Below are 13,350 nucleotides of genomic sequence, written 5' to 3' on the forward strand. Positions count from 1 at the left end.
CGGCCGCCCCCGCCTGGGCGATGTGCCCTCGGGCGCCGTGCCCAGTACGCTTTCGTCAATCCACATCGTCACGTCGCCTCTCGCAATCAAGCCAGCGTTGTAGCTCGCCCAGTTCCTGACACGATAGACACCTTTCGGCTCGCTTCGCTYGTGTTCGTCCTTGCGCATCTTCTCGGGAAAAAGTCGAGAATCTACGCAAGTCCCCGGAAAGTTAACAGACGTGCCACCCTGGCTGTTGCGCGTAAACGTCAGCTAGCACASCCGGATTTATGCAACAACGCCCCTCCATCGCGCCACTACCGCGTTCCTTGATGCTTGACCGCACAATCTCAAGCGGCCCGGAGAAGGTCAATTGCCTGATTTGCTTCCGCCTGCGAGTCGACTGCCACATAGGCAACAAACTGCGTACCGATTACCGAAGCAGAGAATCCGCGAAGATTCATACCCGCTTCGGCAAACTTCTCCGTCAGCGCCACTGCGATGCCCGGCTGGTTGATCCCCATCACACGAACGCAGTGCAGCGTTTGTGTCATGTTGAAGCCCACCAGAGCGGCCGCCACAATTTCTCGATCGCCCTGTAGTGGGGTGACAAAGACAACGCCCTCGCCAGGCTTGTCCGGATTGCGCCGCGCGATGATGAGTTGCAGGTCGGCTCCCGCATCGCGTAAGGGGGCCAAGGCCCTGGCCAGTCCACCAGGCTTATCCGGAATCCCTGCCACCCAAACCTCCACCTGTTCCACAAGCAGTTCCATGGTCGCCTCTGCGTCCTCCATACGGCCGGCGGAGATGGTCATTCCCTCGACCAGTTCGTAGTCCTGTCGCCGCTTGCTTCCAAACGAATGGACGTCCATGGCATTGCCAGCCCATTGTCGCCAATGCCTCACGCGCTTTGATGCCATGGCGTCTAGCGATACACCAGCACTGGGATCTTGCTGTGAGTCAGGACCTTGTGCGTTTCACTGCCAATCACGAGTCCCTGCACGCCGCGCCGCCCATGCGACGCCATCACGATGAGGTCACATCCCTTATCCTCGGCCGTCTTGATGATGGCTTCGTACGGGTGATCGTTAACCAAGTATGTCGTATCGCAGGGCACCCCTGCGGCGGCGGCGTCGCGCGCCACACCTTGGAGATGTTTCGTGGCCTCCTCCCAGGATTCCTTGATGAAGCGCTCTCGAGTGTCCGTCAGCATTTCAGTGTGATAGGTAAGAACATGGTAGTGCGGGCCAACCCGAAGTGCTGTGACCCGGGCGTTCATTTGCTGCGCAAGGGCGAGAGCCCTATGAGAGGCAGCATTGGATAGAGAGGAGCCATCCACCGCAAGCAGAAGGTGCATGAACATATCTTTCTCCTTGTCTGCCAKGGTTCGAGACCATCGATAACGTCGATCACCGTTCTTTTCGCCCACACCTTGTCCCCCTCCGGCAGGCGAGGGTTCTCGCGAAATGCCACGTGAGTAAGGCTCAAAAAGACCAGCTAAAGGGCACCTTGGTGCAAGATCAGTTTGGCTTGCTTTATGTTAATCGCAGTCACATACTAATTACACGACTGCCACATTGCATTATGTTTTTAGCATATGCAATCTTCATCCTATATGCTAGGTCGTCGCAGGCAAATAGCGACCTTTGTCGCCGCTTCATCGGTGGTGAGCGGCGGCAGCGCCAAGCACTTTTGGGCCGCACGCCGTTCATGTATGATGTGTTGCATCTGACCATCGTATTGGCATGTTGAGGCTCCATGGAGATCAAGACTGCTCGACTAACGCTGCTCATCGATCCAAACAAGAAGGCCGCCTTCGAGCTCCTTTGCGCACAACAGGATCTGACGGCATCGCAGGTGGTGCGTCAGCTCATCCGCGAATACCTCGCTCAGCATGGGGTCCAGTACGTGCCCAGCGGGTTGAACGTGGACAATGCCGAGCCTGCTGACGAGGGGGCATCGCCGCGAGTGCAGGCGCCGGCGCAACCCGAAGCTCCTCCTCCCACTAAACGGCGCGCCACACGTCGCAAGGCCTAGGCCATGAGCAACGTGCCCCCTGTCTCACACTGGCTCCATATCGACTGGATGCTTGTTGTTGTGGGGGCTTGGCTGCTCGTCGGGGTCGCGGGCGTTCTCGCGTTGCAGCGGCTGACCCTGGTGTCTCGCGTTCTATTCCCGCTCGGTGGATTGCTTGGACTGGCACTTTTTGGCCTGGCACTTGCCGCGCTGCTTGGCACGCCCGAGGTCGCCGTACTGGCCATTGGACTGCCAGCGCTGCCCTTCCACATCCGGCTCGATAGCCTCTCCGCCTATTTCCTAATGGTGATCGGTGGCACGGCGGCGGGCATCTCTACATTCGCAGCCGGATATTTCCGCAAGGGCGAGGGCACACCGCCGGGCTTGCTGTGCCTGGAGTATCACTTGTTCCTGGCTAGCATGGCCGGTGTCATCCTGGCCGACGATGCCTACTCGTTCATGGTGATGTGGGAGACCATGGCGTTGTCGTCGTTCTTCCTGGTGACCGCAAACCACCGCATTCCGGAGGTGCGCAGCGCCGGCTACCTCTATATCACGATGGCGCATATCGGCGCGATCGCGATTCTGCTCTGCTTCGGTGTGCTGCAGGCCAACACCGGTGACTACACCTTCACGAACATGCGTGACCAGGCGCTGACGCCCTTCTGGGCCTCGGTCGGCTTCCTGCTTGCCGTGTTCGGCTTCGGCGCCAAGGCCGGCGTCCTGCCTTTGCATGTCTGGCTGCCGGAGGCGCATCCGGCCGCGCCCTCGCCGGTCTCGGCAATGATGAGCGGCGTCATGCTCAATACAGCCATCTACGGGCTGTTGCGCGTGTCCTTCGACCTGCTGAGCCTGCGTCTGTGGTGGTGGGGCGCACTGCTTCTGGCCGTTGGTCTGGCCACCGCCCTTTTCGGCGTCGTCTTTGCTGCGGTGCAAACCGATATGAAGCGACTGCTGGCTTACTCGTCGATCGAGAACATGGGCCTGCTTTTCGTCGCCATGGGCCTGACGCTGGTCTTTTCGGCCTACGGCATGAGGCCAATGGCGGCACTGGCCCTGACCGCGACGCTCTATCACGTCGCAAGCCATGCCTTCTTCAAGAGCCTGCTCTTCCTCGGCACAGGCAGCGTACTGCATGCCACCGCCGAGCGAAGTCTCGGCAAGCTGGGCGGGCTGATTCGGTATATGCCTTGGGTTAGCTGGCTCACGCTACTGGGCGTGCTGGCTAGCGCCGGGCTGCCTCCGCTCGGCGGTTTCGTGTCGGAGTGGCTGCTGCTGCAGAGCTTCCTGTTCACGCCAGGCCTGCCGGTTCCGCTGCTGACGATGCTGATCCCGGTGGTCGCTGCGCTGATCGCACTGGTGGCGGCCCTGGCCGGCTACACGATGGTCAAGTTCTTCGGCGTGATCTTCCTCGGCCAGCCACGCGAGCACAAACTCGCCCATGCGCATGACGCCGGTCCCTGGGAGCGCGCAGGCATGGTATGGCTGGCCCTCGGCTGTCTGGCACTTGGTCTGCTGCCGACGCAGTTCATCCAGCTGATCGACCCGGTAACGAAGCAACTGGTTGCCGCCGGCCTGGGCGCTCGAGCGGCTACCAGCAGCTGGCTGCTGGTGCCGACCAGCCTGGGTAGGGCCAGTTACGGGCCGGTGATCTTCCTCCTCGGCATCCTGGCTAGCTTTGCGCTCGCCTACCTGCTGGTCCGCTGGCTGTACCATGGCCGGCTGCGCCGCAGCCCACCATGGGCCTGCGGGTTTCCCTGGGGCACTGCGCGCATGCAGGATACCGCCGAAGGTTTCGGCCAGCCGATCCGTCAGATCTTCGAACCCTTCTTCCTGATGCAGCGCGAACTGCCGACGCCATTCGACGAACAGCCGCGCTACCGCGTGACCATCGAGGACCGCTTCTGGCGCTGGCTGTACCTACCCACTGTCGAATTGGCTTCATACCTGGCGCGACTGGCCGGCCTGATGCAGCAGGGGCGCATCTCGGTGTATCTGCTGTATAGCTTCCTGACCCTGATTGCCACGCTGCTGGCGGTGATGCGATGAGGCTTCCATGACGGTCTCCGGCTTGCTGTCGCAGTCGCTCGAAATCGTGATTTCGATCGCCCTGGCGCCGCTACTGACGGGCTGGGTCAATCAATGGCGTGCCTGGCTGCAAAACAAATCCGCGCCCAGCCTCTGGCAGCCATATCGCACGTTGCACAAACTGTTCAACAAGGAGTCGGTGGTGGCCGACAACGCATCGCCGCTGTTCCGTGCCACACCCTATGTGGTGTTCGGCTGTATGGCCCTGGCGTGCGCGATCATCCCGACGCTCTCGACCGACCTCCCGCTGGCGCCCGCGGCCGATGCGATCGCGCTGGTCGGCCTGTTCGCGTTGGCGCGGGTTTTCATTTCGCTGGCCGCGATGGACATCGGCACGGCCTTCGGCACCCTGGGGGCGCGGCGCGAGATGCTGATCGGGTTTCTTGCCGAACCCGCATTGCTGATGGTGCTGTTCTCGGCCTCGCTAGTCTCCAAGTCGACATCGCTCACCACCATTGTCGAGACACTCGCCCATCGCGAACTGGCAATCTACCCCGGGTTGGCCTTTTCCGGCGTTGCCTTCACCATGGTGTCGCTGGCAGAGAACGCCCGCGTGCCAGTTGACAACCCCGCCACGCATCTGGAGCTGACGATGATCCATGAAGCACTCCTCCTGGAGTATTCGGGCCGCCACCTGGCACTCATCGAATGGGCTTCAAGCCTGAAATTGTTCGCCTACTCCTGTATCGGACTGGCGTTGTTCCTCCCCTGGGGCATTGCAGAGGCCCAGGCGCCGATGTCCATGCTGCTGGCGCTGCCGGCGCTGCTGCTCGAACTGACCGTGGGCGGCATCCTGCTTGCCACGCTCGAGACCGTGAGCGCCAAGATGCGCATCTTCCGCGTCCCCGAGTTCCTGGCCACCGCCTTCTTGCTGGCGGTGATTGGCACGCTGGTGCATTTGCTGCTTGCCCGCTGACATGAGCGCCTTGCTGACCCAGTTCGTCAACCTGCTTGGTGCGGTGCTGCTCATCCTCGCCTTCGGGATGATCTCGCAGCGCCGCGTCCTATCGCTGATCCACCTGTTCACGCTGCAGGGCGCCACCCTGGCGCTGGCGACGGCCGTGGTCGGCTACGTGACCCGGCAGCCGGACCTGTACCTGTCCGCCGGCGTGACCTTCCTGCTCAAGGTGCTGCTGATCCCCTATCTCCTGCACCGCGTCATCGACCGGCTTGATATCCGCTGGGACGTAGAGACGCTAATCAACATCCCGACCATCATGATGATTGGCATTCTGGTGGTGATTTTCGCGTTCAACCTGGCCATGCCGATCTCGCGGCTGTCGGTAAAGCTGGCCAGCGGCACGCTCGGCATCGCACTGGCCTGCGTACTGCTGTCGTTCTTGATGATGATTACCCGCTCGAAGGCAGTACCGCAGGTCATCGGCTTCCTGGCAATGGAGAACGGCTTGTTCTTCGCCGCAACCTCAGCGACTTACGGCATGCCAATGGTGGTCGAGCTTGGCATCGCCCTGGACGTGCTGATTGGCGTGCTGATCCTGGGTGTCTTTATGTTCCAGATACGCGAACAATTCGACAGTCTGGACATTCGCCACCTCGAGAAGCTGAAGGAGGACTGAGTTGATAGCGCTAGCCTTCCTGCTTGCAACCCCGCTCGCCGGCGGGCTGGTGCTGGCGCTGGTCGGTCATCGCGATCATGCGCGCGACGTCAATGTCGCGTTCAGTCTGGGCACCTTCGTCGCGGCCTGCTTGCTCACCCGACGGATCTTCGACGACGGTCCCACGCTCGTGTGGGACCGTGCGTTCTACATCGATGCCCTGAACGTGTTTCTCGTCACCCTGACCGCGTTCGTGGGCCTGACCACGTCGATCTTCTCCCGCCCTTACATGCGCGTGGAGCGCGACCACGGCAAGATGACGCCGCAGCGGCTGCGCCTGTACCACAGCATGTACCAGCTATTCACATTTACGATGCTACTGGCGTTGACGACCAACAACATGGGCATCGTGTGGGTGGCAATGGAGGCCGCCACGCTGACCACGGTACTGCTGGTCAGCGTCTATCGGACCGCAGCCAGCCTCGAGGCTGCCTGGAAGTACTTCATCTTGTGTGGCGTGGGTATCGCCCAAGCGCTCTTCGGCACGGTGCTGCTCTACATGACGGCCGAACAGGTCATTGGCCCCGAGGGCGGCGCGCTGCTGTGGACCAACCTCGATGCGGTCAAGGGCCGGCTGGACCCGAATATCATCACCCTGGCCTTCGCCTTCCTGTTCATCGGCTATGGCACCAAAGTCGGACTGGTGCCGGTGCACAACTGGCTGCCGGACGCGCATGCGGAGGGGCCGACCCCGGTGTCTGCAGTGCTGTCCGGCTTGCTGCTCAATGTGGCCCTCTATGCCATCCTGCGCTGCAAGGTGTTGACGGACGGCGCGCTGAACAACCATCTCACCGGCCACCTGATGATGGGCTTCGGCCTGGTTTCCGTCGTGGCGGCGGTCTTCCTCCTCATCCGCCAGCGGGACGTCAAGCGCATGTTCGCCTACTCGTCCATCGAACATATGGGCATGATGACCTTCGCTTTCGGCATGGGAGGGCCGATCGCCAGCTTCGCCGGACTTCTGCACATGACGGTGCATTCGCTGGTCAAGTCCGCGATCTTCTTCGCCGTCGGCCATGCGGCGCAGAAAGCGGGCACACAGGTCATGGACGAGATCCGCGGCCTGATCCGGGTCAGCCCCACGGTCGGCTGGGGCCTGATGCTAGGCGTACTGGCCATCCTGGGCATGCCGCCCTTCGGCGTTTTCGCCAGCGAGTTCCTGATCGTCACCACCGCGATGCGTGAGCAACCTTGGGCCACGCCCTTCCTGCTGGTCGCGCTCGGCCTGGCCTTTGCGTCCGTGTTCAGTCGCGTGCAGCCGATGGTCTTCGGCGAGACCACCCTGAAGCCCCTGGCGCACACACCGGCGCTGATCCCGGTGTTCTTGCACCTCGCATTCGGTTTGATGCTGGGTCTCTATATCCCGCCATATCTGGATGCGTGGTACCGCCAGGCGGCCGCCATGCTGGGGAGTTGAGCGCATGGCCCTGCCTGAACTCGGACTCAACCTGCATCGCCTCCCCGCGCCGCTGCCGGTATGGCACGGGCTCGCCGGTCCCGATGCATGGAGCGCAGCAGCGCGCACGGTCGCGGACACGGGCGGACGACTGATTTCCGTGTGGGGCGCCGATCGCAGCGCTGTGGGTGGGACGTTGGCGACATGCGCCGCGTATGCCGTACCGGAAGGACTGATCTGGCTCGAACTGCGGCTCTGCGGCCCTCAAGGGGTTCCGGATCTGGCCGGCATCTTCCCGTGTGCCGGGCGGATGCAGCGCGCCATGGCCGACCTCTCGGGCATCCGGGTGCAAGGCAGCCACGACCAGCGCCCGTGGCTCGACCATGGCCTATGGGCCCCCAGGTCATTCCCCCTGCAACATGGGACGCAACCGCTGGCCGCTGCGGGCAGGCTGCCCGCGGACTACGCCTTCGTACGCGTCGACGGCGATGGGGTGCATGAGATAGCCGTCGGCCCGGTGCATGCCGGCATCATCGAACCCGGCCACTTCCGCTTCTCCGTCGTCGGCGAAAAGGTGCTGCGCCTCGAAGCCCACCTTGGCTATACGCACAAGGGCATCGAGCGCCGCTTCACCGAGGTGGCGCCGACTGAGGCTTACCGGCTCGCGGGCCGCATTTCGGGCGACTCGACGGTGGCTTATGCCTGGGCCTACTGTATGGCGTTGGAATCGGCGTCGGGGAGCGAAATACCGGCAAGGGCGGCCTCGCTGCGCGCCCTGATGCTGGAGCGCGAGCGCGTGGCCAACCACTTGGGCGACCTCGGTGCGTTGGGCAACGATGCCGGACTGGCCTTTGGACTGGCTCAGTTCTCGCGGCTGCGCGAGGATTGGCAGCGGCTGTCCGGGGAAGCCTTCGGACACCGCTTCATGATGGATGCGGTGGTGCCCGGGGGGGTAGCGACCGATCCGGCGCCGCCCATGATGAATCGGCTACGCGAGCAGTGCGACGGCATCGAACTTGAGGTTCTCACGCTGCGGCGCGTCTACGACGAGCATGCTGGTCTGCAAGACCGCTTTCGCGCCACAGGACGGGTAACACCACAACTTGCCGCCCGGCTTGGCCTCGCGGGGCTCGCCGGGCGCGCCAGCGCGCAAGCGGCGGACTTGCGCTGCGACCACGCGTGGCCGCCCTATGACCGGTTAAACGTCGCGATGGCCACGCACCGCGATGGCGATGTCGCCGCACGCGTGGCGATGCGCTTTGACGAGACCATTGAATCGCTGCGGCTTATTCGCGCCATCTGCTCGGAGTTACCGGGCGGCGCGACCCATGCAGGTATCCGTGCGCAGGACGCGAGCTCCGTCGGAGCAGGCTGGGTGGAGGGCTGGCGCGGCGAAGTCCTTGTGGCGCTCGAAATCGGCGCTGACGGCAGAATCCTGCGTTGCCACTGCCATGATCCCTCCTGGCAGAACTGGCCGGTGCTTGAGCACGCCGTCATTGGCAACATCGTTCCAGACTTTCCGCTGATCAACAAGTCCTTCAACCTCAGCTATTCGGGACACGACCTCTGATGTGGCGCATCCTCAGACAAATCGTCCGCACTGGCATCGTGACCGAGCCGCCGCCCCGTGCCGTCGATGCCGGTGGCGGCGCCGCGATGCAACGTATCCACCAGGACATCCTCGATATTCTCGGTCAGGCACTCACGATCAGGGAGGTCGATGCGGGCTCGTGCAACGGCTGTGAACTGGAAATCCACGCGCTCAACAACCCCTACTACAACATTGAGGGGCTTGGTATCAAATTTGTTGCCAGTCCGCGGCATGCAGACATGTTGCTGGTGACCGGACCGGTCTCGCGTCACATGGAAGAGGCTTTGCGACGTACCTATGACGCGACGCCAGACCCAAAGCTCGTGGTCGCGGTGGGCGACTGCGGCTGTACGGGCGGCATCTTCGGCGAGAGCTATGCGAGTTGCGGTCGCGTCGCCAACGTCATCCCCGTCGACGTCGCTGTGGCTGGCTGCCCGCCTCCCCCCATCGAGATCCTGCGGGGGATACTAACCGCCGTGCAGCGGCGAAAAAGCTAAGCCATCTAAACGATAATCCTGGAGGATGACGATAAGGGAGGTGACGTGCCCCGAATCCTTGTCGTTGTGGTCGCCTGCAGCACTTAATTATCCACAGCTTCTGTCGATAATTCTCCCTTCTAGACGCAAAGATGCACACTGACCGGCACGGGATCTGATCTGCTAAATATTCAAGCACGGCATTGAGGGTCGGCCGGGATTCGAAAAAATCCGCCGCATCTCCGCTAAGCGGCTGATTTGAAGGAAAAATCAATCGCTGGCTCCAGCGGCAGCACGCGCCGCTGCACGTCTAGCAGGTAATCGCCCAGCCGGGTGATGTGCTCGCGCCGGTGGGGCGACAGCGCCTTGAGCACCTCGGCGTGGCGCTTTCCGCGCCCAGCCTGCGCAGGATGGGCGCGCTTCGGGAAGTACTGCACTACAAGGGTGTCCCCGTTGGGCGCAAGCTCAAAGCAGTTTCGGTTTTCAGAAGCGCCCCGACGATGGCAGCAAGACCTGGCGCGACTGCGCTCGAAGGCCCGCGCCTCTGCTGGCCGAACTCAGCGAGGCCTCGGAGGCGAGCTTCCTGTCCCATGCGCGATGCGCTCAGGCCAAGGATAGCCAGCGCGCGCATGCCATCCTGACTGGTGTGCGCGACCCCGACTTCGGCGGGCGCAGCGACGACGCCGCTTTCCAGCGATGGCAGCGAGCAGAAGGTGCACGGCGCCAAGGCGAGCGAGTTCCCCGCCGAGTTCACATCCCTGAGGATACGGCGGCAACCAGCGGAATGCCGATTGCCGCGCTGAAGGTAAACCATCACGCCATGACGATTCAAATACTTGTCGACCTCGCCAAGACTCAGACAAGGCGGAGGTTACGAACAGGAAAAGGCGGCTTGCCCGGCTCCACAGGCCGCTCTAAATCCTTTGCGTACTTTAGAGCGAGCGCCTCGGCCTTGGCCTCCCTTCCCGTTTCTCTCAGGCGATCTAGGTAGGCCCGCAGCTTCCCGCGAACGTGGTAGGGCCCACCTTCCTTCACGACATTGACGAGCGGATCTCTTCCGCGCGCCGCCGCGGGCAGCATTTCCGCCTCCCAGGCTTTGAGCAGGCCCATCCCCATTTCTACGATATCGGGCCGGTGGCTGGCGAGATTGTGCTGCTCGTGCGGATCCGTGCCCAGGTCGAACAGCAGGACGTCGTCGAACAAGTGGTATCCATCATGCAGGGTGTAGATCATCATCCAGTTCCCGAAGCGAACGCCACGCTGGCAGGTCCATGCACCTTGCGAAACGACGAGGTGGTCACGCCCTTCATCCACCCCGGCCGCTAGGCTCTGCGCGAACGAAATTCCGTCCCAGGATTCTGGAACCCCCTGGCCAAGCAATTCAAGGATGGTCGCCGTGATATCGACCTGGTAGTGGAAAGCGTGATACTCGCGCCCGGCCTCGATGCCTGGCCATTTAAGAAGCAACGGGACGTTCGTGGTGAACTGATCCGCCGTCTGGTGATCACCGTAGATATTCAGCTCGCCAAGGGTCTCGCCATGATCGGATGACAGGAGAACCGCAGTCTCGTCGTCGACACCGAGTTCCGTGAGTTGCGCGAGCAGCCTTCCCACATACTCATCGGCTACCAGCACCCCTGTATCGTAGCCGTCGAACATCGCACGAACCGCCGCCATGTCCGGGATGCTCTGAGGCTGGCGTGGATACCAGGCGCGGGCGGCCTCGTTTGGAGCGAAGCCCGTGCTCTCCTGTGCGCTGTGAGGGCCGCACCCCTGCCAGTGGCCCGCGCGTACCGCTTCCGTCAGCCATGCTGGCAAGGGATCGTTGGCGAAGGGCTCTCCATACTCCGGAGCCGCTCGGTATGGCGTATGCGGATCCCACATATGCACGTGCAGGAACCAGTTGTCCTCCTTCCCGTGCCGCGCCAGCCAGTCCGACGCGAGGGCAAAGACCTCATCCGCCGTTTCCCGCCCGAACTTGCCGACGTTGTAGGATTCGTCGAAACCGGCATACCAGTGAAACGCCGAGTGTCGGTGCGCGAATGAACTGACACTCACGGTCTTCAGTCCAGCCTGCTGAAGGCGGAACGGGAAACTGTCGAAATGGAGCTGCGACCAGAATTTCCGGTCGGGGCCGCCGATCACCGGATCGGCGTCTTCACCGCCATGATTGACGACACCGTTGTGGATGCCGAAGCGGCCGGTAAGCAACGCTGTTCGGCTTGGCAGGCAAGGCGTGTCCGAAGCATGGACATTGCGAAACAGCACGCTCTTGCCAGCGAGCTTGTCGATGTTAGGGCTTGTCTTGCGATGGTACCCATAGCACCCGAGGTGATCGGGCCGCAGCGTGTCAATGTCAATGTAGATCAGTCGCATCGAGAGTTGTCTCCACTTGTTGTTGCGGTGCAGGCGGGCATCTGCCACAAGTCCTTGCTGTCCCTGCCCGGTCGATCGAACCGGGCGCCCGCAATACCGGATCGAGGGCAAGCTCGCCTGCGTCCTTTGTCGCGCATCTTGTCAGATCCATGCTTTGCATGCCGTCTGCGGCAGGCCGCTCACCGGCGCCCGGAACGAGAACAGCCCGCCGGCAAGCGGCTGCTGCTCGCGCTCCCTGAGGGAGAGTCCTTTGCGGGCAGTCGTGACGTAGACGGTCCTGAGGTCGTCGCCGCCGAAAGCCAGCTTGGTGATGTTGTCGCACTGGAAGCGAACGACATCGACCAGCGAGCCGCCTGGTGACCATCGCTCGATCCTCGCCCCGCCGAAGACGGCGATCCAGAGATGGCCATCGGCGTCGACCACCATCCCGTCCGGATAACCCTTGCCGGAGAGCCGTGCAAATACGCGCCTGCGTGACAACGATCCGTCCTGCCCTACGTCGAAGGAGTAGACGAGGCGCTTGACGGTGTCGGCGTGATAAAGCGTTCGTGCGTCCGGGCTCATGGCGGGGCCGTTGGTGATGACATAGCCGCTGTCGCAGCGCCTTGGCTGGCCATCGTCGTCGACTCGGTAGAGCGAACCGGTCGGTGAGGCTTCACTGTCATCCATCGTGCCGAACCAGAGGCGGCCGGCTGGATCGACGAAGCCATCGTTAATCCGGTTGCCCGGCAGGCCGGGCTCCATCTCCTTCAGTCGGCGGCAGGCACCGTCCGCCGGATCGAAGAGATAGAGCGCGTCCTGCATGCCGCAAAGGAAATGCTCGTCGGCAAGCGGAACGACAAAGCCGGGCTGGCCGTCGACCGGCCAGGAGTGCTTCTCTCCCGTCGCGGTGGAATAACGATGGATCTTCCTGCCCTTGATGTCGACGAAGTAGACTGAGTTCGAGCGTTGATGCCAAACCGGTCCCTCGCCAAGCTCGGCGCCGAGTTGCCACAGGCAGATGGGGTGGCCGTTTCTCATACGCCAAAGTACCCCGCATCGACAAAATACTCACGTCCGGAGCAGCGCGCCCCGTCGTCCGACGCCAGGAACAGCGCCATGCTTGCCACATGCCGCGGCTCGATCCGCGCGGGGAGGCATTGGCTCTGCAGCAGCCGCGCTTCGCTCTCTAATGTCTGCCAGAGCCGGGTCTGTCGCGGCGTGCGCACGGCGCCCGGGACGATGCAGTTCACGCGGATGCCGTCGCGGCCAAGGTCCCGCGCCAGCCCGCGTGTCAGCCCCTCGATGCCGGCTTTGGCCGTCATGTAGATGGAGAGATCGGGCACCGCAACGTGCCATGAGGCCGAGCCCATATTGAGGATGACGCCTTTCCTGGCCGTACGCATGCCGGCGGCTGCCAACTGCGCGCAGAAGAACTGATGGCGCAGATTGACCGCCAGGCAGTCCTCCCAATAGGCAGGCGTGACGGCATTGATCTGGTGACGGTCGTCCCTGCCCGCATTGTTGACCAGCACGCCGATCGGACCGCAGGCATCAGTGATCCGTTCGAACACAGCGGTCGTCGCACCCACATCCCGCAGGTCGCATAGGTGAAAGACAGTATGCAGCCCCTCGGCGGCCAGCGTGTCCTGCAGCTGCCTTGCGTCCTCCTCGCACACATCGATGAAATGGAGGTGTGCCCCCTGCCGCGCGAAGGCGTCCACCATTTCCGCGCCGATGCCGCTGCCGCCGCCCGTGATGACGACGGATTCTTCTTTCAAGCTGGGATAAATCGCATAAGACATCTGAATCTCCGGTACTTCCATGAATCGG

At 62.6% G+C, this 13,350-nt stretch carries 12 protein-coding genes and 2 pseudogenes; 7 read left to right on the plus strand and 7 right to left on the minus strand.

Annotated features, from left to right (window positions below; genetic code table 11):
• The 3 genes and pseudogenes from AC1DQR_RS27300 to AC1DQR_RS27310 form a co-directional block, all read right to left on the minus strand.
• Nucleotides 1-168 (minus strand): annotated as a pseudogene (locus tag AC1DQR_RS27300) (IS5/IS1182 family transposase); the annotation flags it as partial.
• A gap of 161 nt (nt 169-329) precedes the next feature.
• Nucleotides 330-752: an ACT domain-containing protein gene (locus tag AC1DQR_RS27305; protein ID WP_477134152.1), complete on the minus strand. Its 423-nt coding sequence runs from the start codon at nt 750-752 to the stop codon at nt 330-332.
• Between the two features lie 152 nt (nt 753-904).
• A complete protein-coding gene (locus AC1DQR_RS27310) occupies nt 905-1,342 on the minus strand; it encodes a universal stress protein (RefSeq protein ID WP_477134083.1) in 438 nt (145 codons plus the stop codon).
• Nucleotides 1,343-1,737: 395 nt separating this feature from the next.
• On the opposite strand from AC1DQR_RS27310, the pseudogene AC1DQR_RS27315 reads away from it, so the two are divergent.
• The 7 genes and pseudogenes from AC1DQR_RS27315 to AC1DQR_RS27345 all read left to right on the plus strand — a co-directional run.
• Nucleotides 1,738-1,887 (plus strand): annotated as a pseudogene (locus AC1DQR_RS27315) (ribbon-helix-helix protein, CopG family); the annotation flags it as partial.
• 132 nt (nt 1,888-2,019) lie between these two features.
• Nucleotides 2,020-4,044, plus strand: a complete 2,025-nt coding sequence (hyfB, locus tag AC1DQR_RS27320) for a hydrogenase 4 subunit B (RefSeq protein WP_477134084.1) — start codon at nt 2,020-2,022, stop codon at nt 4,042-4,044.
• Between the two features lie 7 nt (nt 4,045-4,051).
• A complete protein-coding gene (locus AC1DQR_RS27325; RefSeq protein WP_477134085.1) occupies nt 4,052-4,999 on the plus strand; it encodes a respiratory chain complex I subunit 1 family protein in 948 nt (315 codons plus the stop codon).
• 1 nt (nt 5,000) lies between these two features.
• Nucleotides 5,001-5,660 (plus strand): formate hydrogenlyase, encoded by a 660-nt coding sequence (locus tag AC1DQR_RS27330; RefSeq protein ID WP_477134086.1) that lies wholly within the window; start codon nt 5,001-5,003, stop codon nt 5,658-5,660.
• A 1-nt stretch (nt 5,661) separates the two neighbouring features.
• On the plus strand, nt 5,662-7,116 hold the full coding sequence (locus tag AC1DQR_RS27335) for a hydrogenase 4 subunit F (RefSeq protein ID WP_477134087.1): 1,455 nt from the start codon (nt 5,662-5,664) through the stop codon (nt 7,114-7,116).
• A 4-nt stretch (nt 7,117-7,120) separates the two neighbouring features.
• Nucleotides 7,121-8,665 carry a hydrogenase large subunit gene (locus AC1DQR_RS27340; protein WP_477134088.1) on the plus strand — a complete coding sequence of 515 codons (1,545 nt, stop codon included), beginning with the start codon at nt 7,121-7,123 and terminating at the stop codon, nt 8,663-8,665.
• Nucleotides 8,665-9,183 carry an NADH-quinone oxidoreductase subunit B family protein gene (locus AC1DQR_RS27345; RefSeq protein WP_477134089.1) on the plus strand — a complete coding sequence of 173 codons (519 nt, stop codon included), beginning with the start codon at nt 8,665-8,667 and terminating at the stop codon, nt 9,181-9,183. Before AC1DQR_RS27340 ends, AC1DQR_RS27345 begins: the two co-directional genes overlap by 1 nt.
• A gap of 224 nt (nt 9,184-9,407) precedes the next feature.
• On the opposite strand, the gene AC1DQR_RS27350 is transcribed toward AC1DQR_RS27345, so the two are convergent.
• The 4 genes from AC1DQR_RS27350 to AC1DQR_RS27365 form a co-directional block, all read right to left on the minus strand.
• Nucleotides 9,408-9,599 (minus strand): hypothetical protein, encoded by a 192-nt coding sequence (locus AC1DQR_RS27350; protein ID WP_477134157.1) that lies wholly within the window; start codon nt 9,597-9,599, stop codon nt 9,408-9,410.
• Nucleotides 9,600-10,017: 418 nt separating this feature from the next.
• On the minus strand, nt 10,018-11,538 hold the full coding sequence (locus tag AC1DQR_RS27355; RefSeq protein WP_477134090.1) for a sulfatase: 1,521 nt from the start codon (nt 11,536-11,538) through the stop codon (nt 10,018-10,020).
• A 141-nt stretch (nt 11,539-11,679) separates the two neighbouring features.
• Nucleotides 11,680-12,558, minus strand: coding sequence for an SMP-30/gluconolactonase/LRE family protein (locus tag AC1DQR_RS27360; protein WP_477134091.1), 879 nt, complete (start codon nt 12,556-12,558; stop codon nt 11,680-11,682).
• Nucleotides 12,555-13,322 (minus strand): SDR family NAD(P)-dependent oxidoreductase, encoded by a 768-nt coding sequence (locus tag AC1DQR_RS27365; protein WP_477134153.1) that lies wholly within the window; start codon nt 13,320-13,322, stop codon nt 12,555-12,557. The genes AC1DQR_RS27360 and AC1DQR_RS27365 overlap by 4 nt, the downstream gene beginning before the upstream one ends.
• Nucleotides 13,323-13,350 lie beyond the last annotated feature (28 nt).

The organism is Cupriavidus sp. 05L411 (assembly GCF_056398045.1).